The following is a 21036-nucleotide window of genomic DNA, read 5'->3' on the forward strand; positions in this document are numbered from 1 at the left end:
TACGGAACCGTGTTGAATGACCGCATGATCGACCGCCGCCTGGAGACACTGCGCGTCCTGCGGGAGCGCGGCACCGTGACGGCGACGGCGGAGGCGCTGCACCTGACGCCCTCGACGGTGTCGCAGCAGCTCCGGCAGCTCGCCCGCGACCTCGGCGTCGAGCTGCTGGAGGCGCAGGGCCGCCGGGTGCGGCTCACCGCGGCGGCGCACACCGCGCTGCGGCACGCCGACGCGCTGGCCGCCCAGTGGGAGCGGGCCCGCGCCGATCTCGCCGCGCACCGGACGGGCGACGCCGGTCGGGTGCGGATCTGCAGCGTGTCCAGCGCCCTCGCCGCGCTGGTCGCGCCCGCCGTCGCGCGGCTGCGCGAGGAGCACCCCGGCCTCGAGGTGCGGATGAGCGAGAAGGAGAGCGGGGACGCCGCGCACCTCCTGCTGTCCCACCGGTACGACATCGCGGTGGTCATTCCCAGCGCGGGCGCCCCGGCGGCGGGCGACGCGCGGTTCGCCGTCCAGACGCTGCTCGACGAGCCGCAGGACCTGCTCGTCCCGACCGGCCATCCGCTGGCCGGGCGCGGGACGCTCCGGCTGGACGAGGCGGCGGGGGAGCCGTGGATCGGCTCGCCGGACCGCCCCGACCAGCACCGGCTGATGCTCGCGTCCTGCGCGTCCGCCGGGTTCGCGCCCCGCATCGTGCACGAGGCCAACGAGTGGTTCGCGGTGTCGGCCCTGGTCGCGCGCGGGTTCGGGGTCGGGCTGGTGCCGCGGCTGGCGCCGCTCCCGCCGGACGACGGGGTGGTGCGGGTGCCGCTGCGCGGGGAGGGCGTCCCGTCCCGCCGGATCATCGCGTGCGTGCGGCGCGGCGGCGACCGGCAGCCGCCGATCGCGCACGGCCTGGGGGCGCTGCGGGCCGCGGCCCGGGACCGCTAGCCCGCCGCGGCCGTGTCGGGGGCGGCGGGCGGCGGCACGGGGACGGCCTCGATGGCGGCGTCGGCGAGCCGCCGGGCGCCCGCCTCGTACCGGTCGCGCAGCTCCAGCAGGACCTGCTGGCCGCGGACGGCGGGCCAGTCACCCGGCAGGTGCTCGACGGGCAGCCGGGGGTCGTCGCGGACGAGCCGCAGCCACTCGGTCGTCATCCACAGGTAGCGGGCGAGGTCGTCGGGGGCGTCCGGCAGCGGGTCGGGGCGGTCCCAGCGGTCGAGGAACGCGCGGTAGCCGTCCGCGACGGCGTCCAGGTCGAACGCCTCCCGCAGCATCGCCGGGACGTCGGTGGGCTCCTCGGCCGGGCCGGAGAACACCTTCAGGCGCCCCTCCAGGCCGAGTTCGCCGACGATCGCGCGGACGTCCCGGCGCGAGGGGGCGATCCACGTGCCGTTGCCCAGCGAGCCGAAGCCCGCCCAGGTCAGCCGGGCGCGCAGGTCGTGGCGGGCGCGCTGCCACGACTCGGGCATCGAGAACGCGAGCACGGTCCAGGTGCCGTCCCAGTCGGAGTTGAGGACGCCGCGCCGCCAGACGCGCTCCTCTCCGTCGCGCAGGATCGCGGCGGAGCGCGCGGTCAGCCCGAAGTGCATGCGGCGGCCGTCCCGGTGCCGCGCCAGCAGGCCGCGGGCGACCATCCGGGTCAGCGTGGAGCGCACCGCGTGCTCGCCGACGCCGAGGCGGGCGAACGTTTCGATGAAACTGCCGGAGAAGACCGCGATGTCGCGCCCGAGCACGTAGTTGCCGAGGTAGGTCAGCATCAGCGACTGGGGCCGGAGCCGGAGCGAGGGGCCGCCGTCCGGTCCGGGCCGCGTGCCGTGCGTGTCCCCGCCGCCGTCGCGCTCGTCGGGCACGGCGTCGGGGCCCTTCACTCTTCGCTCACCCGTTCGGCTCCCCTCATGGCGCCAGCGTAACGGCGGTCCGGCGGCCGTCCCGCCGCCGGACCGGGCACGTTCGGCAATTCCTTGACCGCCGTGAAATATACGCCTAACTTCAAGGCGGTCCCACCCCGGCGCCCGCCGCAGCGATCCCCCACCCCGGGAGGCAGCAGTGCGCAAGATGGTCCCCCTGCTCGCCGCGGCCGTCCTCGCCGCCGCCACCGCCTGCGGCGGTTCCGGCGGCGGAGACGGCTCCGCCCTCAAGATCGGCTTCATCGAGTCCCTGACCGGCAACTACGCCACGCTCGGCGGCGAGGCGAAGAAGACGGTCGAACTGGCCGTCGAGCAGATCAACGACGCCGGCGGCATCGGCGGCGAGCGCGTCGAGCTCGTCGTCCTCGACGACCGCACGTCGCCCGACCAGGGCGTCCTGCACTTCAACCGGCTCCGCTCGCAGGACGTCACCGCGATCATCGGCTCCACGTACGCCAACGTCGCGCTCGCCGTCCAGCCCCTCGCCGAGCGGGAGAAGATCCCCTACATCTCGCTGGCCCCCGCGGACGAGCAGGTCGACCCGATCCGCTCGTACACGTTCGTGATCCCGGCGCTGTCGTCGACGTACGCGCAGGCGATGCTCCAGTACTTCGAGGCGCACGGCATCTCCGAGGTCGCCGTCGCCTACGACACCAAGAGCGCGTACGCGATGGCCGGGTTCGAGGGGATGAAGGCGCACGCGGCCGGGCACGGCGTCCGGATCGTCCGGGAGGAGCCCTTCGAGACGAACGCCGGCAGCTTCAGCCCGCTGTTCACCCACGTCCGCGACTCCGGCGCGCAGGCCCTGGCCGTGTGGGCGAGCGGCCCGCCCGGGGTGACGCTGGCCAAGCAGTACCCGTCGTCCGGGCTGGACGTCCCGCTGTTCATGACCGGCTCGCAGGCGAGCAAGCTGTGGCTCGACCCCGTGGGGGAGGCGGCCGAAGGCGTGTACGTGCAGAGCGCCATCGGGGTCGTCGGAGAGCACCTGCCCGACGGGAAGCTGAAGCAGTCGATCCAGGAGATGTCGGTCCCGTTCGAGAAGAAGCACGGGTACACGCCGCCGCAGTTCGCGATGGACGGCTACGCGGCCGTCCGGCTCCTGGCCGCGGCGATCGAGCAGGCGGGCGGCGACCGCGAGAAGATCCGCGACGCGCTGGAGGGCCTCGCCCTCGTGACGCCCAACGGCCGGTACGAGTACGGGCCGGACGACCACTCCGGGCTGAAGCCGTCCGACATCTCGATGAACCGGGTGAAGGGCGGCGAGCTGGTCCCGACCGAGTGGTCGGGGGCGCGGCTCGCCGAGACCGCGCGGGCGCTCGGATGACGCCGCTGCTCACGATCGACGGCGCGGGGCGGGCGTTCGGCGGCGTGTACGCCGTCCGGGACGTGTCGATGACGGTCGCGGAGGGCGAGACCCGCGCCGTCATCGGCCCCAACGGCGCCGGGAAGTCGACCCTGTTCAACCTGATCGGCGGCCACCTCGTCCCCGACCACGGGACGATCGCGTACGCGCCCGCCGGGTCCGGTCCCCGCCGCATCGACCGGCTCCCCCCGCACGCGCGGGCCCGGCTCGGCATCGCCATCGTGTTCCAGGGCGCGCGGCTCTTCCGGGGCATGACCGCGCTGGAGAACGTGATGGTCGGCGCGCACGCCCGCACCCGGCACGGGATGCTGTCGGCGGCGCTGCGGCTGCCCGCGCACCGCCGCGAGGAGGCCGCGATCCGGGCCGACGCCCTCGCCGCGCTCGGCCGGGTCGGGCTGCGCGACTGGGCGGACCGCTCCGCCGACGTCCTCCCGCTCGGCCAGCAGCGCTCCCTGCAGGTGGCGCGCGCGCTCTGTGCCCGTCCCCGGCTCCTGCTGCTGGACGAGCCCGCGTCGGGCCTGCGCGGCGCCGAGCGGGAGGCGCTCGCCCAGCTGATCGAGGGGCTGCGCGCGGAGGGCCTGACGATGATGCTCGTCGAGCACGACGTCGCGTTCGTCGCCCGCCTCGCCGACCGCGTCGGCGTCCTTGACCTCGGCCGCCTCATCGCCGAGGGCACCCCGGAGCGGATCCGCCGGGACCCCGCCGTCGTCGCGGCCTACCTGGGCGGCGAGGCCGCGTGACGGCCCCCGTCGTCGAGGTGTCCGGGCTGGTCGTCCGGTACGGGACCGCCACCGCCCTGGACCGCGTCGCGCTGACCGTCGGGGCCGCCGAGGCGGTCGCGCTGATCGGCCCGAACGGCGCCGGGAAGACGTCCCTCGTCAACGCCGTCATGGGCGTGCTGCGGCCCGCCGCCGGGCGGGTCCGCGTCCGGGGCCGGGCGGCGCTGGTCCCGGAGGGGCGGCAGATGTTCGACGCCCTGACCGTCGAGGACAACCTCGCCCTGGGCGCCTGGCGCCGCCGCCGCGAGCGCGGCGCCCGCGACACCGCCCGCGTCTACGAGGTGCTGCCGCGGCTCGCCGCGCTGCGGGACCGCCGCGCGGGCTCGCTGTCCGGCGGGGAGCAGCAGATGGTGGCGTTCGGGCGGGCGCTCATGGCCGACCCGGACGTGCTCGTGGTGGACGAGCTGTCGCTCGGGCTCGCCCCGCTCGTCACCGCGGACCTCGCCGAGCACCTGCGGGCGCTGAACACCGGGCGCGGCCTCGCGCTCCTGCTCATCGAGCAGAACGCCCGGCTCGCCCTCGACCTCTGTACGCGCGGCTACGTGCTGGAGGCGGGCCGGATCCGCGCCGAGGGCGCGGCGGCGGAACTGGCGGCGGGCAGCGCGGTCGCCGACGCCTACCTGGGCGGCGCGGCGTCCCCGGCGGGGGAGGAGAAGGCGTGAGCGCGTTCCTGCAGTACCTCGTCTCCGGAATCGCGGTCGGCTGCGGGTTCGCGCTGCTGGCGAGCGGCCTGGTGGCGATCCACCGGGTGACGCGCGTGGTGAACTTCGCGCAGGGCATGTTCGCCGTCGTCGGCGGGATGGCGGCCGGGTCGCTGCTGTCGTCCGGCCTGCCGCACGGCGCCGCCGAGGCCGCGGCCGTGCTCGTCGCGGGGGCGGTGGGCCTCGCCGTCGGGCTCGCCGCGACCGGCAAGCGCGGGACGTCCCCGCAGTCGGCCCTCATCGTCACGCTCGGCCTCGGCTTCCTGGCGTACGCCGTCGAGATCATGATCTGGGGCGACACCCCGCGCTCCCACCCGGGCCTCGGCGGCTCCGCCGTCCTGTTCGGCGCCCACGTGCAGAAGCAGTCGTTCCTCGTCATCGGCGTCGCGGCCGCGGTGTTCGCGCTGCTCGGGCTGTTCTTCGGACGCACGTACACGGGCAAGGCGCTCACCGCGTGCGCGTCGAACCCGTACGCCGCGCGGGCCGTCGGCATCGACACCGTCCGCATGGGGCTGCTCGCGTTCGCGCTCGGCGGCATGCTCGGCGGGCTCGGCGGCGTCCTGCTCGCGCCGCTGCAGCCGATGTCCTACGACAGCGACGTCCTGCTCATCACCAACGGGTTCGCGGCGGCGATCCTCGGCGGGCTGGACCGGCCGGGCGTCGCGCTCGCCGGGGCGCTCGCCCTCGGCGTCGCCGAGTCGCTGGTGGCGGGGTACGGCGCCGCGTCGTACCAGACCGTCGTGGCGCTGGTGCTGATGCTGACGATCATGACGGTGCGCGCGTCGCGGCGGACCGCGCTCCAGGAGGAGGCCGCCCGATGAGCGAGTCCGCCCGCCCGCCCGCTCGCCGCGGGCCGCTGCCCCGGTCTCGGGGGGCGGCCGCCGCGTCGGCCGTCGCCGCCGTCGCGCTCGCGCTGCCGGTCGTCCTGCCGGGCCCGCAGGTGTCGGTGTACGTGCTGCTGCTGATCTCGGCGATCGTCGTGACCGGGCTGTCCATGCTGATGGGCTTCGCGGGGCAGGTGTCGCTCGGCCAGGCCGCGTTCACCATGATCGGCGCCTACACTGCCGCGCTCACCGCGATCCACGGCGTGCCCACCTGGGCGGGCCTGCTGCTCGCGCCCGCCGCCGCCGGGGCGGCCGCCGCGCTCGTCGGCGTCCCGCTGCTGCGGCTGCGCGGCCACCAGCTCGCGTTCGCCACCCTCGCCGTGCAGCTGATCCTGCTCAGCGTCGTGGGGCGGCAGGAGTGGGCGGGCGGCGACATCGGGCTGCAGGGGGTCCCGCGCCTCACGGTCGCCGGGTACGAGTTCGCCGACGACGCCGCCTACGCCTACCTCGCGCTCGCCGCGCTCGGCGGCACCGTGCTCGTCGCCCGCAACATCGTCCGGTCCCGGCCGGGCCGCGGCCTGCGCGCGCTCGCCACCAGCGAGGTCGCCGCCGCGTCCGCCGGGGTGCCGGTCGCGCTCTACAAGCAGGCGGTGTTCGCCCTGTCGGCGGCGTTCGCGGGCCTCGCCGGCGGCGTCTACGCCTACTACATCGGGTACGTCGCGCCCGGCTCGTTCCCCGTGCTGCTCTCGTTCGAGTACGTCGTGATGGCCGTCGTCGGCGGCGCCGGGACGATCCGGGGCGCGCTCGCCGGCGCCGCCGCCGTCACGCTGCTGCTGCAGGTGCTCAACGACGTCGGCACGCGGGAGGGGATGCCCGCGTCGGCGCCGGCCGTCCTGTCCTACGCCGTCTACGGGCTGCTGCTCGTCCTCGTGGTGCTGTTCGTGCCGAAGGGCCTCGTCCCCACGGCCGCCGACCGGTGGCGGCGCCGCGCCCCGGGCCGGCGCGGCGCCGAGGCGGAGGCCGAACCCGAACCCGCGCCCGTCACCTGACCGTCCGGAACCGCCTGGAGAGGTGCCTCCGCCATGCGCAACGAAGGACTCGGGTCGTGGCCCGCCCGCCGCGCCCGCAAGACGCCGGACGCCGCCGCGCTCGTCCACGGCGGACGGACGCTCACCTACGCCGGGCTGCTGCGCCGCGTGTCCGGCCTCGCGCACGGGCTGCGCGCCCTCGGCGTCCGGCACGGCGACCGCGTCGGCTACCTGGGGCCGAACCATCCGGCCTTCCTCGAGACGCTGTTCGCCACCGGGACGCTCGGCGCGGTGTTCGTCCCGCTGAACACCCGGCTCGCCGGCCCCGAGATCGCGCACCAGCTCGCCGACGCCGGGGTGTCGGTGCTCGTGCACGCCCCGTCGCACGCCGGGCTGGTGGGCGGGGTCCGCGCCCGCGTCCCCGTCCGCGAGCACGTCGCGCTGGACGGGCCGGGCCCGTGGGCGCACGGGTACGCGGAGGTGCGGGCGGCGGCGGGGGAGGCGGGCGCCGCGCCGATCGACGTCCCGGTGTCCCTCGACGACCCGTGCATGATCATGTACACGTCCGGGACGACCGGTGCCGCGAAGGGCGCGACCCTCACCCACGGCAACATCACCTGGAACGCGGTCAACGTCCTCATCGACCACGACCTGACGGCGGGCGAGGTGGCGCTCGTGTCCGCGCCGCTGTTCCACACCGCCGGGCTCAACATGCTCGCGCTGCCCGTGCTGCTCAAGGGCGGCGCGTGCGTCCTCGTCCCGGCGTTCGACCCCGCCGCCACCCTCGACCTCATCGCCGAGCACCGCGTCACGTTCGTGTTCGGGGTGCCGACCATGTTCCAGCGCGTCGCCCGCGAACCCGGCTGGGACGCCGCCGACCTGTCGTCCCTCCGTATCCTGACCTGCGGCGGCGCCCCCGTGCCGCCGTCGCTCATCGAGACCTACCAGAAGAGGGGCCTGACGTTCCTGCAGGGATACGGGATGACCGAGGCCGCGCCGGGCGCGCTGTTCCTCGACGCCGCGCACGCGGAGGCCAAGGCCGGGTCGGCGGGCGTGCCGCACTTCTTCAGCGACGTCCGCGTCGTCGCCCCCGACATGACGGACGTCCCGCCGGGGGAGACCGGTGAGATCGTCGTGCGCGGCCCGCACGTGATGCGCGGGTACTGGGGGCGCCCCGACGCGACCGCCGCGGCCTTCACCGACGGCTGGTTCCGCAGCGGCGACGCCGCCCGGCTCGACGAGGACGGCTACGCCTACATCGTCGACCGCATCAAGGACGTCATCATCTCGGGCGGGGAGAACGTGTACCCGGCCGAGGTCGAGCACGCGATCCTCGCCGACCCGGACGTCCTGGAGTGCGCCGTCATCGGCGTCCCGGACGAGACGTGGGGCGAGGTCGGCCGCGCCGTGTTCGTCCCGCGCCCCGGCTCCGGTCTGACCGGGGACGCGGTGCTGGCCCGGCTCGACGGCCGGCTCGCCCGCTACAAGGTCCCCAAGTCGGCGGTGGCGGCCGCCGAGTTGCCCCGCAACGCCTCCGGCAAGATCCTCAAGGGACGACTGCGGGAGGAGTACGGCGAACCATGACCGAACGGGCGAGCGGAGGGGGACGGCCCCCCGTCACGCGGCGGGTACTGGACATCCTGGGCGCCTTTTCGGCGGAGCGGCCCGCGCTGTCCATCACCCAGATCGCGCGGCGCGCCGGACTGCCCCTGTCCACCGCCCACCGCCTGGCCGGCGAGCTGACCTGCTGGGGCGCCCTGGAACGCGACACCGACGGGCTGTACCGGATCGGGCTGCGGCTGTTCGAGGTCGCCGCGCTCGCCCCGCGCGGACCGGCGCTGCGCCAGGCCGCCATGCCGTTCCTCGAGGACCTCTACGAGGCCACCCACGAGAACGTGCACCTCGCCGTCCTCGACGGGCTCGAGGTCGTCTACATCGAGCGGATCTCCGCCCGCGACGCCGTGCACGTCTTCTCCCGGGTCGGCGGGCGCTGGCCCGCGCACGCCACCGGCGTCGGCCTCGCCATGCTCGCGCACTCCGACCGGGCCGTGCAGGAACGCGCCATCGCCGCGCCGCTGCGCCGCTTCACCGACCGGACGATCTCGTCCGGCCCGCAGCTGCGCCGCGCCCTCGCCGAGGTCCGCCGCACCGGCGTCGCGGTCAGCGACGGGCAGGTAGAGTCGTTCGCGCTCTCCGTCGGCGCGCCGGTCTTCGGGCCGGACGACACGGTCGTGGCGGCCGTCGCGATCGTCGTCCCGAACACCGGCTGGGACGCGCGGTCGCTGACCCCGGTCGTCCGGGCGAGCGCCCGCGGGATCTCCCGCGCGCTCGGCGCGCCCCGCGCCGTCCGTCCGCCGGAGACGGCCCTGCACGGGGCCTGAGCGGGTTCTTCCGTCGAACGGAAGCGGCCTTGGCGCGGCGGGGGCGGCGGCGAGAGGCTCGTCACACTCTGCCAGCCCACCCCGCCGAGGAGCCTCCGATGGTCTTCGCCCGCAACCAGTGGTACGTCGCCGCCTACGGGGAGGAGGTCGGCGACGGCCTGTTCGCCCGGACGATCTGCGGCGAGCCGCTCGTCATGTACCGGACGCGCGAGGGCAAGGCCGTCGCGCTCGCCGACCGGTGCGTGCACCGCCGCTTCCCGCTGTCGGAGAGCAACCGGGACGGCGACCGCATCGTCTGCGGCTACCACGGTTTCACCTACGACCCCGACGGGACGTGCGTGGCCGTGCCCGGCCAGACCCGGATCCCGCGCACCGCGCGCGTCCCCGCCTACCAGGTCGTCGAGCAGGACTCGCTGATCTGGGTGTGGATCGGCGACGGCGAGGGCGACGCGGCCGCGATCCCGCGGGCGCCGTGGCTGGAGTCGGCGGACTACACCACCGTCCGCGGCATGGAGCCGCTCGCCGCCCGCTACGAGCTGCTCGTCGACAACCTCCTCGACCTGTCCCACGAGACGTACCTGCACGCCGGGTACATCGGCACGCCGGAGGTCGCGCAGACGCCGATCACGACGGAGACCGACGAGGAGGCGGGCATCGTCTACGTCAGCCGCCGGATGAAGGACGTCGAGTGCCCGCCGTTCTACTCCGAGTCGACCGGCATCCAGGGCCGCATCGACCGCTGGCAGGACATCGAGTTCCACCCGCCGGGCTTCTACCTCCTGCACAGCCGGATCGCGCCGACCGGCGTGGAGCCCGGCCCGGACGGCGACGACTCGGACGCCTTCCACGTCGAGGTCGGCTACGCGATCGTCCCGGAGACCGAGACGACCACGCACGACTTCTGGTGGGTCGCCCGCGACTTCGCCCTCGACGACGAGAAGGTGTCGACGTTCCTGCGCGACAGCAACCGGACGGTCGTCCTGCAGGACGTCGTGGCGCTCAACAAGCTCGAGAAGGTCATCGCGAGCGAGCCGGACGGCTACCAGGAGCTGTCGATCAACATCGACACCGGCGGCCTCGCCGCGCGCCGCATGCTGCGGAAGCTGACGGCGCAGTGACGCCGGAGACCGCGGGCGGTGCGGCGGGCGGCCTGCTGCGGGTCGAGTGGTCCCCGGGCTCGGACCGGCTGACCGGCGTCTGCCACTGCGGCGCCGAGCACCGCGCCGACGACCCGGTGGAGGTCTGGACCTGGCTGCTCGCCCATCCGGACCACGGCGCGGCGACCGGCTGACCCGCCCGCCTCCGGAGGGGGGCGGACGGGCGCGGCGCGGTGCCGCGCCCGTCCGCCCTTCAAGGCGGGATGAGGTTAGGCTAACCTCATTCTGTGCTGTCCTCCGTGCGGAAACCCCCTGCCGCGGAGCCGCCGCCGAAGGCGGCCGTGCCGCGCCGCGCGGGCCGCTGGGGCGGCCTGCTCCTCCTCCTCGCCGTGCTGCTGCTGACGGTCGTCGCCAGCTTCGCGATCGGCGCCGAGTCGGTCCCGTTCCGCCGGGTGCTGCCGTCGGTGCTGTCGCCGGACGGGACGCAGCACTCGCTGATCGTCCACGAGCTGCGGCTGCCCCGCACCGTGCTCGGCATCCTGGTGGGGATCTCGCTCGGGCTCGCCGGGGCCGTGATGCAGGCGCTCACCCGCAACCCGCTCGCCGAGCCGGGCCTGCTCGGCGTCAACGGCGGCGCCGCCCTCGCGGTCGTCATCGTCATCGGCTTCTTCGACGTCGACGAGGTCCTCGTCTACGTGTGGGCGGCGTTCGCGGGCGCGGCCGGCGCGGCGGCCCTGGTGTACGCGATCGGGGCGCGCGGGCGCGGCGGCGCGTCGCCCGCCCGGCTGGTCCTCGCGGGCGCCGCGGTCAACGCGGTGTTCAGCGCGCTCACCGCGGGCCTCATGCTGCTCAGCCCGCAGAGCTTCAACGGCTTCCGGTTCTGGCAGGTCGGGTACCTCGCGGGACGCGACCTCGGCGTCTTCTGGCGGGTGCTGCCGTTCGTCGTCGCCGGCGTCGCCCTGGCGCTGGCGCTGGCCCGCCCGCTGAACGCGGTCGGGCTCGGCGACGACGCGGGGCGGGCGCTCGGCGCGCGGCCCGGACGGACGCGCGCGCTCGGCGCGCTCACGATCGTCCTGCTGTGCGGGGCGGCGACGGCCGCGGCGGGCCCGATCACGTTCCTCGGCCTGGCGGTGCCGTTCATCGTGCGGGCCCTCGTCGGCCCCGACCTGCGGTGGGTCGTGCCGTTCTCGCTGCTGCTGGCGCCCGTCCTGCTGCTGTGGGCGGACATCGCGGGACGGGTCGTGGCGCAGGGCGAGCTGGAGACGGGCATCGTCACGGCGTTCGTCGGGGCGCCGCTGTTCATCGTGATGGTCCGGCGGGGAAGGACGCGCGAGCTGTGAGCGCCTCGACGAAGACGCCCGGCGGCGCGCCGCCCGGGAAGGCGGCGGGCCGGGCGATGACGGGCCGGGTGGTGCGCGCGGGCACGGTGTCGGTGCGGTGGGAGCCGCGCGCCGCCGCGGTGTGCGCGGCGCTCGCGCTGCTCGCGGCGGGCGCCGCGGTGCTGGTCGTCGGCTCCGGCGACTTCCCCATCGCCCCGCCGGACGTGGTCGCGGCGCTCGTCGGGCAGGGCGACCGGGCGACCGAGTTCATCGTGCAGACGCTGCGGCTGCCGCGCGCGGTGACCGGGCTGCTGGTCGGACTGGCGCTCGGCCTCAGCGGGGCGATCTTCCAGAGCATGTCGCGCAACCCGCTCGGCAGCCCCGACCTCATCGGCTTCACGCAGGGCGGCGCGTCCGGCGCGCTGCTGCAGATCCTCGTGTTCGGCGGCGGCGCGGTCGCCATCACCGCCAGCTCGGCCGCCGGCGCGGTGCTCACCGCCCTCGCCGTCTACCTGGTCGCGTACCGGCGCGGCGGCGGGGTCGTGGGCGTCCGGCTCGTGCTGATCGGCGTCGCCGCGGCGGCGATGCTGCAGGCGCTCAACTCCTACCTGATCACGCGGGCCGAGCTGACGGAGGCGTACGAGGCCGCGTTCTGGCTGACGGGCAGCCTCAACGGGCGCGACTGGGACCAGGCGGTGCCGCTGGCGGTCGCGCTGGCCGTGCTCGTCCCGGCCGCGCTGCTGCTGTCGCGGAGCCTCGGCATGGGGGAGCTGGGGGACGACGCCGCGCAGGCCCTCGGCGTCCCGGTGCAGCGCACGCGGCTGCTCCTGGTGATCGTCGGGGTGGGGCTCGTCGCGGCGGCGACCGCGGCGGCCGGGCCGGTCCCGTTCGTCGCGCTGGCCGCGCCGCAGCTCGCCCGGCGGCTGACCCGCCGCCCGGGGGCGCAGCTGCTCCCGGCCGCGCTGACCGGCGCCGCGCTGCTGGCCTGCGGCGACCTGATCTCCCTGCACATGCCGGTCGCGATGCCGGTGGGCGTCGTGACGGGCGTCCTGGGCGGCGTGTACCTGGCCTGGCTGCTGTCGACGTCGGGCCGCCGCGGCATGGGCTGACGGCCGCCCTCCGGCGGCGTGACGGGGCGTTGACGGCCGGTCGCTCCTCGATTAGGTTAGCCTTACCTAATTCGGAGGGGAGTTCCGTGCTGACCCGGGAAGAGCTGCACACCCTGCTGGCGGACGTCCTCGGCGAACCCGCCGCGGCCGACGACAACCTCATCGAGCTGGGCATGGACTCGATCCGGCTCATGCAGCTGACCGGACGGCTGCGCCGCCGGGGCGTCGAGATCCGCTTCGCCGAGCTGGCCGAACGCCCCACCCTCGGCCAGTGGTGGGACCTGCTCGTCGAGCGCGGCCAAGCCGAGGCCGAGCCCGCCGAGCCCGCCGAGCCCGCCGAGCCCGCGGAGACCGGCGCGGCCGCCGCGCTCGACCCCGCCGAGATCGAGCCCGCCGACCCGTTCCCGCTCGGCCTCATGCAGCACGCGTACTGGATCGGCCGCGACTCCGGGCAGGCGCTCGGCTCCGTCGCCGCGCACCTGTACGTCGAGCTGGACGGCCGCGCCGTCGACCCCGGCCGCTTCGAGGACGCGGTCCGGGCCCTCGCCCGGCGGCACCCGATGCTGCGCGTAGCCGTCCTCGACGACGGGACGCAGCGCATCCTGCCGGAGCGCCCCGAGCCCGCCGTCACCGTCCACGACCTGCGCGGCGCCGCCGACGCCGACGGCGGGCTCGAGCGCGTCCGGGCGGAGATGTCGCGGCAGCGCCTGCCCATCGAGGACGGCCGCGTGTTCGACGCCCGGCTCAGCCTGCTCCCGGACGGCACGGCCCGCGTCCACCTGGACGTCGACATGGTCGCCGCCGACGCGATGAGCTACCGCGTCATGCTGGCCGACCTCGCCGCGCTGTACGAGGGCGAGCCCCTCGCCCCGATCCGCTACGGCTACGCCCGCTACCTCGCCGACGACCCCCGCGCCGCGGCCCGCGAGCGCGACCGCGCGTGGTGGGCCGGACGGCTCGCCGACCTGCCCGGCCCGCCCGAACTGCCGGTCGTCCCCGAGCCCGGCGACCGCGTCGAGCGCAAGCACCACTGGCTGGCGCCGCCCGACAAGGACCGCCTCCTCGCCCGCGCGCACGCCGCCGGCGTCACCCCCGCCATGGCGCTCGCGGCGGTGTTCGCCGAGGTCGTCGGCGCGTGGTCGGCGACGCCGCGGTTCCTGCTGAACCTGCCGCTGTTCCACCGCGAACCCGTCCACCCCGACGTGGACGCCGTCGTCGGCGACTTCACCGGCTCCATCATGCTCGAGGTCGACCTCACCGCCGACCTGACGTTCCTGGAGCGGGCCCGCGCCCTGCAGGCGGCCCTGCACACGGCCGGGGCGCACAGCGACTACTCGGGCCTGGAAGTGCTGCGCGACCTGTCCCGCGCGCGCGGCGAGCAGGTGCTCGCGCCCATCGTCTACACGAGCGCCCTCAACCTCGGCGAGCTGTTCGGCGACGCGGTCCGCGAACGCTTCGGCGAGCCCGCGTGGATCATCTCGCAGGGCCCGCAGGTGCTCCTGGACGCGCAGGTCACCGAGGTGTCCGGCGGCCTGCTGCTCAACTGGGACGTGCGGGTGCCCGCGTTCCCGGACGGCGTCGCGGAGGCGATGTTCGACGCCTACACGTCCGCGATCACCCGCCTGGGCGCGTCCGGCGCCGACTGGGACCAGCCGCTCGGCGCCGGCGCGTCCCCCGACCGGCTGCGGCTCCGGCACCGCCTCAACTCCACCCCGCCGCCGCCCCCGTCGACCCTGGTCCGCGGCTTCTTCGACCATGCGCGCCGCGCGCCCGGCGCGCCCGCCCTGCACTGGGGCGACGACGGCGTCCTCACCTACGGGGACCTCGCCGACCGCGCCCTGCGCACGGCGGCCGCGCTCGCCGCCGCGGGCGTCCGTCCCGGCGACCGCGTGTCGGTCGAGCTGCCCAAGGGCCCCGACCAGGCCGTCGCCGCCCTCGGCGTCCTCGCGGCGGGCGCCGCGTACGTGCCGATCGGCCCGGAGCAGCCCGCGGCCCGCCGCGCCGGGATCCGCGCGACCGCGCGCGTCGCCGCCGTGCTGACCTCGACCGCGGCGGACGCCGGGCTCGGCTCGTCCGGCCGCGGGGACGGCCGTCCCCCCGCGTTCGTCGCCCTCGACGCGGCCGGCGCCGTCGAGCCCCTGGCGGAACCGGCCGCGGTGCGGCCGGACCAGGTCGCGTACGTGCTGTTCACGTCGGGATCGACGGGCGAGCCGAAGGGCGTCGAGGTGTCCCACGGCGCCGCGATGAACACCATCGGCGACCTCGTCGAGCGCTTCGGCATGGGCCCGGACGACGTCACGCTCGCGGTGTCGGCGCTGGACTTCGACCTGTCGGTGTTCGACCTGTTCGCCGCGTGGACCGCGGGCGGCGCCGTCGCCGTCCCGCGCGAGGACGAGCGGCGCGACCCGGCCCGCTGGGCCGCGCTGGCCCGCCGGTGGTCGGTGACGGTGCTGAACTGCGTCCCGTCGGTGCTGGAGATGCTGCTGCGGGCCGGTTCGCCGGACGGGCCGCCCGCGCCCGCGCTGCGGCTGGTGCTGCTCGGCGGCGACTGGGTCGGGACGCACCTGCCCGCGCTGCTGCGCGAGACCGCCCCGGACGCCCGGTTCGTCGCGCTCGGCGGGACGACCGAGACCGCCATCCACTCCACCGTGCAGGAGGTCGCGGGCGACGTCCCCGCCGACTGGACGGCCGTCCCGTACGGCGTGCCGCTCGGCGGCGTCGCCTGCCGGGTCGTGGACGAGCTGGGCCGCGACCGCCCGGACTGGGCGGCGGGCGAGCTGTGGATCGGCGGCGCGGGCGTCGCCGACGGCTACGCGGGCGACCCGGAGCGGACCGCCGACCGGTTCGTCACCGTGGAGGGCGTCCGCTGGTACCGGACCGGTGACCTGGCCCGCTACCGGCCGGACGGGACGATCGAGTTCCTCGGCCGCCGCGACCACCAGGTGAAGATCCGCGGGTTCCGGATCGAGCTGGGCGAGGTCGAGGCCGCGCTGCGCGACCACCCGTCCGTCGGACGGGCCGTGGCGTTCGTCGCCGGCGGCCGGCTCGCCGCCGCGCTCGTCCCGCGGGTCGGGCCGGGCGGCGGGCTCGACCGGGACGCGGTGCTCGCCCGCGCCCAGGAGCTGCTGCCGCCGCACATGGTCCCCGAACTGCTGGTCGCGCTGGACGCGCTGCCGCTCACCGCCAACGGCAAGGTCGACCGGACCGCGCTGGCCGCGGCGGCCGCCGCCGAGGCGGGCCGCGCGGACGCGGCGGACGCCGAACCCGAGACCGCCCTGGAGAGGGTGGCGGCCCGGATCGTCGCCGAGGTGCTGGGGAGGGAGCGCGTCGGCGCGGACGCCGACTTCTTCGCCCTCGGCGGCGACTCCGTCCTCGCCACGACGGTCGTCGCCCGGCTCCGCGAGGCCCTCGACACCGGCGCGCTGCCGGTGCGGGTGCTGTTCGCCGAGCGGACGGTCGCGCGCGTGTGCCGGCGGTTCGCCGAGCTGGAGGAGACGCCCGGACGTCTGGAGGCGGTCGCCGCGATCTGGCTCGAGGTCGAGGCGCTGTCCGAGGAGGAGATCGCCGCCCGCCTCGGGTGACGCGGGCGGTGGGGGATCAGCGGGGCTCGGGCCCGGCGTCGAGCGCGACGCCGGAACCGGGCCCCGTGCCCGTGTCGGTGCCGGCGTCCGGTCCGGCGTCGTCGGGGGCGGCGCCGGGCCCGAGCGTCGCGGTGCGCAGGCCCGTGAGGGTGAGCGCGAGCATGAGGGCGAGGACGGCGCTGACCGTCCCGTACACGACGATGGCGGCGCCGGGCGCCAGGTAGCGGCCGAGCGCGCCGGCGCCGATCGCCCCGACGGCCTCGCCGCCGGTCTCCTGCGCCGCCCACAGCGCGTTGACGCGGCCGAGGTGGGACGCGGGCGTGTGCGTCTGGATGAGCCCGTACCGCAGGATCTCCTCGACCGACGCGACGAACCCGTACCCGAACAGGATCGCGACGGCGAGCGCGGGATGCCGGGCGAGGCCGAGGCAGGCGAGCGCGGCGAACCCGGCCACGGACGCCGTCAGCAGCGCGCGGCCGGGCCGCCGCGACCGTCCCGCCCAGCCGCTGGTGACCGACGCCAGCACCGCGCCGCACGCGGGCGCCGCGTACAGCAGCCCGACGGTCGTGGGGCCGCCGTCCAGGGCGTGCTCGGCGAACGCCGGCATCAGCACGGGGATGCCGCCCGCGACCATGAACAGCAGGCCGAGGAGCATCAGGGACCCCACGACGCGGTGGGTGGCGACGAAGTGCAGCCCGGAGCCGATGGCGCGCAGCGGGTTCTGGTCGGCGACCTCCCCGTCCTCCGCGGGCGGCAGGGCGGGGAGCCGGGTGAGCAGCGTGACGGTGCCGAGGGTGCCGAGGGCGGCCGCCGCGTAGTTCCAGCCGACGCCGAACGCCGACACCACCACGCCGCCGAGGGCGGGCGACAGCATCGACCCGAGCCGGACGGTCAGCGCGTTCAGCGCGCCCGCCGCGACGAGCTTGTCGGGACGGACGAGCGCGGGCGTCGCGGCGAGCAGCGCGGTGACGCTGATGCCCGTCGCGAAGCCGTCCCACGCGGCGAGGACGTAGAGCGCGGCGAGGGACGGGGACGGCAGGAACGCGTTGAGAGTCAGCAGCGCGAACCCGACGCCGGCGAAGATCCGCGCCCGCAGCATCAGCCGCCGCCGGTCGTGCCGGTCGGCGAGCACGCCGCCCCACAGGAACCCGGCCAGCAGGGCGAACCCCTCCGCGGCCGACACCGCGCCGACGTGCACCGTCGAGCCGGTCATGGCGTACACCTGCACGGGCAGGGCGACCGCCAGCATGCCGATCCCGAAGACCGAGACGGTGCGGGCGATGAACACGTCGCGGAACGGCCGGCTGTCGCGCAGCGGGCCGATGTCCATGGCCAGGCGCCTGAACGTTTCCCGGAGCATCGTCGGGGTTCTCCTCGGGAGGGGGAATAGCTAAGGTAAGCCTAGCCTTAGTTGGTCTTGAGAAAGAGGGCTATGTCGTGCAGCGCGTGCTGATGAACGGAAAGATCCACCGTGCGACTGTGACACAGGCGGACCTGCACTATGTCGGGTCGCTGACGATCGACGCCGAGCTGATGGCCGCCGCCGACATCGTGGAGGGCGAACAGGTCCACGTCGTCGACATCACGAACGGGTCCCGGCTGGTCACCTACGCCATCACCGGGGAGGCGGGGAGCGGGGTGATCGGCATCAACGGCGCCGCCGCCCGCCTCGTGCAGCCCGGCGACCTCGTCATCATCATCTCCTACGCGGCCGTGGAGGACGCCGACCGCGACGCGCACCGGCCGCGCGTCGTGCACGTGGACGGCGCCAACCGCGTCGTCGCGCTCGGCGACGACGCGGCCGAGCCCGTCCCGGGGGCGCCCACCGCCGGACGCGACGCGCAGTTCGCCGGGCGGTGAGCGCGGTGACCGGCGCCAACCCGCCCGCCGAGCCGTCCGGGGCCGCGCCCGCCGACGCGGCCCCCGACGGCTTCACCCCCTGGCCGAAGGACCTCGCCGACCGCTACGCGGCCGAGGGCTACTGGGGCGACCGCCTCCTCGGCGACGTCCTGGACGGCGACGTCCTGCGCGACGACCCGGACCGCACCGCGCTCGTCGCCGGCGACGAGCGGATCTCGTACGCCGAGCTGGACCGGCGCGCCGACCGCGCCGCCGCGGGCTGGCTGCGGCTCGGCGTCCGCCGCGGCGACCGCGTCGTCGTGCAGCTCCCCAACTCCGCCGGGTTCGTCGTGACGTTCCTGGCGCTCGTGCGGATCGGCGCCGCGCCCGTCCTCGCGCTGCCCGCGCACCGGGAGAGCGAGATCGGCTACCTGTGCGAGCTGGCGGAGGCCCGCGCCTACGTCGCCGCCGACCGCGACGGCGCGTTCGACTACCGGGCCATGGCCCGCACGCTGCCGGTCGAGCACGTCGTCATCGAGGGCGACGCGGAGGAGTTCACCGCCCTCGCCGACGTCGACGCCGACCCCGCCGGGCTCGCCGCCGCGCCGCGGCCGGATCCGGCCGGCGTCGGGGTCTTCCTGCTGTCGGGCGGCACCACCGGGCTGCCGAAGCTGATCCCGCGGACGCACCGCGACTACGTCTACAACCTGGAGGCCAGCGCCGAGGTGTGCGGCTTCGGCCGCGACACCGTCTACCTCGTGGTGCTCCCGGCCGCGCACAACTTCGCGCTCGCCTGCCCCGGGATCCTCGGCGTGTTCGCCACCGGCGGGACGGTCGTGCTCGCGCCGTCCGGGTCGCCGGACGAGGCGTTCCCGCTCATCGAGCGCGAGCGCGCGACCGTGTGCGCCGTCGTCCCGCCGATCGCCCTCCTGTGGCTGGACGCCGTGTCGTGGACCGAGGAGGACGTGTCGTCCCTCGAACTGCTCCAGGTCGGCGGCGCCAAGTTCGCGGCCGAACGCGCCGCCGAGGTGCCGCGGACGCTCGGCTGCCGTGTCCAGCAGGTGTTCGGGATGGCCGAGGGGCTGCTCAACTACACCCGGCTCGACGACCCCCGCGACATCGTCGAGCGGACCCAGGGCCGCCCGCTGTCCCCGGCCGACGAGGTCCGCGTCGTGGACGCCGACGGCGCCGACGTCGCGCCGGGCGAGGTGGGGGAGCTGCTCACCCGCGGCCCGTACACGCTGCGCGGCTACTACCGGGCCCCCGAGCACAACGCGCGCTCGTTCACCCCCGACGGCTTCTACCGCACCGGCGACCTCGTCCGCCGGCTCCCGTCCGGCCACCTCATCGTGGAAGGGCGCGAGAAGGACCAGATCAACCGGGGCGGCGACAAGGTCTCCGCCGAGGAGCTGGAGAACCACCTGCTCGCCCACCCGGCCGTGCACGACGCCGCCGTCGTCGGCGTCCCCGACGCGCTGATGGGGGAGCGGACGTGCGCGTTCCTCGTCGTCCGCGGCGCCGCGCCGACGCTGCCCGAGCTCAAGGACTTCCTGCGCGAGCGCGGCCTCGCCGCCTACAAGTGGCCCGACCGGATCGAGACCGTCGACGCGTTCCCCCGCACCCCCGTCGGCAAGATCAGCAAGAAGGAGCTGGCCGCCCGCCTCTCCTGAGCCCGGCGGCGACCCGGCGCGGAAACGGCGCGCCGCCCGCCCCGCGACGCGGGGACGGGCGGCGCGCCCGGCCGGGCCCCCGGCCTACCGGCCCAGCGGGACGACGTGCGGCGCGATGCTCGACAGCTTCTCGCACGTCTCCTCGTACTCGCGCTCCGGCGTCGAGCCGCTGACGATCCCCGCGCCCGCCCGCAGCCAGGCCCGTCCGTCCCGGCTGTAGAGCGCCCGCAGGACGAGCGCCGAGTCGAGCGCCCCGTCGTGCGACACCGCCAGGACGGCGCCGGAATAGAGCCCGCGCCGCTCCTCCAGCCCGCCGATCGCCTCGATGGCCTCCGGCTTCGGGATGCCCGACGCCGTCACCCCCGGGAACAGCGCGTCGAGCGCGTCCCAGCACGTCCGGCCCGGCGCGAGCACGCCGCTCACGCTCGACCCGAGGTGCTGCACGCTGCCCCGCTCCTTCACGGTCATGAACCCGGTGACCCGGACGCTGCCCGGCGCGCACACCCGGTCCAGCTCCTCCTGCGACGTGCGGACCGACACCGCGTGCTCGAAGATCTCCTTCGGGTCGCTCTCCAGCTCCCGGCGCGTCCGCGCGTCCACGTCCGCGCCCCGCCCGAACGCCCGCGTCCCCGCGAGCGGCTGCGTCATCACGGTGCCGTCCGCGTCGACGCTCGCGAGCACCTCGGGGCTGAACCCGGTCGCCTGGAAGCCGCCGAGGTCGAGCAGGAACGACCGCGCGGGGGTGTTGGCGGCGCGGCCGCGCACGTACGTCGCGACCGTATCCACGGGGTAAGGAACGTCCAGCCTCCGGGACACGATCACCTTCTGGTAGCGGCCCGCGCCGATGTCGGCGACGGCCCGCGCGACCCGCTCCCGGTAGGCGTCCCCGCCGACCCGCACGTCCACCGGGGACGCCGGGGCCGGCGCGGGCGCGCCGCCCGCCGCGACCAGCTTCGCCACCCGCTCGATCTCGTCGGCGTCCACGCCCGTGATGTGCGCCCGACCGTCCCGCACCCGCACCTCGACACGCGGGACGACCAGGTGCGCGAGCCGCCCGCTCGTCCGCCCCGCGGCAGTACCGTCGCGCCGCTTCGCAGCAGTGTCGTTGCGCCGCTTCGCAGCAGTACCGTCGCGCCGCTCCGCAGCGAATTCGAACGCGATCCATCCGTAGGCGTTCCACACCGGCAGCGGGGCCGCGGCGAACGCCTCGCGCAGCGCCTCGGCGGGACGTCCCGTCCACGGCCTGACCACGGGTTCCGCACCCGGCCAGCGGGTGCGGACCTCGCCGTCCTCCAGCACCACCTCGCCGAGCGCGCCGCCCGCGAACGTCCACGAGCCGGGCCGCTCGTAGACCACGTGGTCGTCGAACAGCCCGGAACCGGCCAGTCCGGCCATCAGGGCCAGCGGGTCGGCGGTGCTCTCCACGACCGTTTCCGTGGGCTCTTCATACGTGACACCG

General features: G+C 75.9%; 18 protein-coding genes. 15 read left to right on the forward strand and 3 right to left on the reverse strand.

All coding sequences use genetic code 11. The features are described 5' to 3' along the window. Nucleotides 1–24: 24 nt before the first annotated feature. Nucleotides 25–927, forward strand: a complete 903-nt coding sequence (locus DMH08_RS14305; protein WP_125614578.1) for a LysR family transcriptional regulator — start codon at nucleotides 25–27, stop codon at nucleotides 925–927. Here the strand turns inward: DMH08_RS14305 and DMH08_RS14310 are convergent. Further along, nucleotides 924–1847 (reverse strand): PaaX family transcriptional regulator, encoded by a 924-nt coding sequence (locus DMH08_RS14310; RefSeq protein WP_233617588.1) that lies wholly within the window; start codon nucleotides 1845–1847, stop codon nucleotides 924–926. The genes DMH08_RS14305 and DMH08_RS14310 overlap by 4 nt on opposite strands. Before the next feature lie 187 nt (nucleotides 1848–2034). Between DMH08_RS14310 and DMH08_RS14315 the strand changes: the two genes are divergently transcribed. From DMH08_RS14315 to DMH08_RS14365, 12 genes are all read left to right on the forward strand, one after another. Then, nucleotides 2035–3210 (forward strand): ABC transporter substrate-binding protein, encoded by a 1176-nt coding sequence (locus DMH08_RS14315; protein ID WP_233617593.1) that lies wholly within the window; start codon nucleotides 2035–2037, stop codon nucleotides 3208–3210. Next, entirely contained in the window at nucleotides 3207–3989 is a 783-nt protein-coding gene (locus DMH08_RS14320) for an ABC transporter ATP-binding protein (RefSeq protein ID WP_026406252.1), read from the forward strand. The genes DMH08_RS14315 and DMH08_RS14320 overlap by 4 nt, the downstream gene beginning before the upstream one ends. Continuing rightward, nucleotides 3986–4690: an ABC transporter ATP-binding protein gene (locus tag DMH08_RS14325; protein ID WP_125614581.1), complete on the forward strand. Its 705-nt coding sequence runs from the start codon at nucleotides 3986–3988 to the stop codon at nucleotides 4688–4690. Before DMH08_RS14320 ends, DMH08_RS14325 begins: the two co-directional genes overlap by 4 nt. Then, complete coding sequence (locus tag DMH08_RS14330; protein ID WP_026406250.1) at nucleotides 4687–5550, forward strand: branched-chain amino acid ABC transporter permease; 864 nt, start codon at nucleotides 4687–4689, stop codon at nucleotides 5548–5550. Before DMH08_RS14325 ends, DMH08_RS14330 begins: the two co-directional genes overlap by 4 nt. Beyond that, a complete protein-coding gene (locus tag DMH08_RS14335) occupies nucleotides 5547–6602 on the forward strand; it encodes a branched-chain amino acid ABC transporter permease (RefSeq protein WP_125614584.1) in 1056 nt (351 codons plus the stop codon). The genes DMH08_RS14330 and DMH08_RS14335 overlap by 4 nt, the downstream gene beginning before the upstream one ends. Before the next feature lie 33 nt (nucleotides 6603–6635). After that, nucleotides 6636–8165 carry an acyl-CoA synthetase gene (locus DMH08_RS14340; RefSeq protein WP_125614587.1) on the forward strand — a complete coding sequence of 510 codons (1530 nt, stop codon included), beginning with the start codon at nucleotides 6636–6638 and terminating at the stop codon, nucleotides 8163–8165. Beyond that, the gene (locus DMH08_RS14345; protein ID WP_026406248.1) at nucleotides 8162–8962 is read left to right on the forward strand and encodes an IclR family transcriptional regulator; all 801 of its coding nucleotides are present in this window, start codon (nucleotides 8162–8164) and stop codon (nucleotides 8960–8962) included. The genes DMH08_RS14340 and DMH08_RS14345 overlap by 4 nt, the downstream gene beginning before the upstream one ends. Before the next feature lie 98 nt (nucleotides 8963–9060). Then, entirely contained in the window at nucleotides 9061–10080 is a 1020-nt protein-coding gene (locus tag DMH08_RS14350) for an aromatic ring-hydroxylating dioxygenase subunit alpha (RefSeq protein WP_125614590.1), read from the forward strand. Continuing rightward, on the forward strand, nucleotides 10077–10253 hold the full coding sequence (locus tag DMH08_RS40975; RefSeq protein ID WP_169528913.1) for a hypothetical protein: 177 nt from the start codon (nucleotides 10077–10079) through the stop codon (nucleotides 10251–10253). The genes DMH08_RS14350 and DMH08_RS40975 overlap by 4 nt, the downstream gene beginning before the upstream one ends. A 105-nt stretch (nucleotides 10254–10358) precedes the next feature. Beyond that, complete coding sequence (locus DMH08_RS14355; protein WP_233617589.1) at nucleotides 10359–11399, forward strand: FecCD family ABC transporter permease; 1041 nt, start codon at nucleotides 10359–10361, stop codon at nucleotides 11397–11399. Beyond that, nucleotides 11396–12487 carry a FecCD family ABC transporter permease gene (locus tag DMH08_RS14360; RefSeq protein WP_325052923.1) on the forward strand — a complete coding sequence of 364 codons (1092 nt, stop codon included), beginning with the start codon at nucleotides 11396–11398 and terminating at the stop codon, nucleotides 12485–12487. The genes DMH08_RS14355 and DMH08_RS14360 overlap by 4 nt, the downstream gene beginning before the upstream one ends. A gap of 86 nt (nucleotides 12488–12573) precedes the next feature. After that, nucleotides 12574–16068, forward strand: a complete 3495-nt coding sequence (locus DMH08_RS14365) for a non-ribosomal peptide synthetase (RefSeq protein ID WP_125614593.1) — start codon at nucleotides 12574–12576, stop codon at nucleotides 16066–16068. Nucleotides 16069–16084: 16 nt separating this feature from the next. Here DMH08_RS14365 and entS read toward each other — a convergent pair whose 3' ends face one another. Then, entirely contained in the window at nucleotides 16085–17428 is a 1344-nt protein-coding gene (gene entS / locus DMH08_RS14370) for an enterobactin transporter EntS (protein ID WP_125614596.1), read from the reverse strand. A 92-nt stretch (nucleotides 17429–17520) separates the two neighbouring features. Between entS and panD the strand changes: the two genes are divergently transcribed. Beyond that, nucleotides 17521–17928, forward strand: coding sequence for an aspartate 1-decarboxylase (gene panD / locus DMH08_RS14375; protein ID WP_425248289.1), 408 nt, complete (start codon nucleotides 17521–17523; stop codon nucleotides 17926–17928). 5 nt (nucleotides 17929–17933) lie between these two features. Further along, entirely contained in the window at nucleotides 17934–19577 is a 1644-nt protein-coding gene (locus DMH08_RS14380; protein WP_125614599.1) for a (2,3-dihydroxybenzoyl)adenylate synthase, read from the forward strand. 84 nt (nucleotides 19578–19661) lie between these two features. On the opposite strand, the gene DMH08_RS14385 is transcribed toward DMH08_RS14380, so the two are convergent. Further along, entirely contained in the window at nucleotides 19662–21002 is a 1341-nt protein-coding gene (locus tag DMH08_RS14385) for a salicylate synthase (protein ID WP_233617590.1), read from the reverse strand. Nucleotides 21003–21036 lie beyond the last annotated feature (34 nt).

The organism is Actinomadura sp. WAC 06369 (assembly GCF_003947565.1).
GTDB lineage: Bacteria > Actinomycetota > Actinomycetes > Streptosporangiales > Streptosporangiaceae > Spirillospora > Spirillospora rifamycini.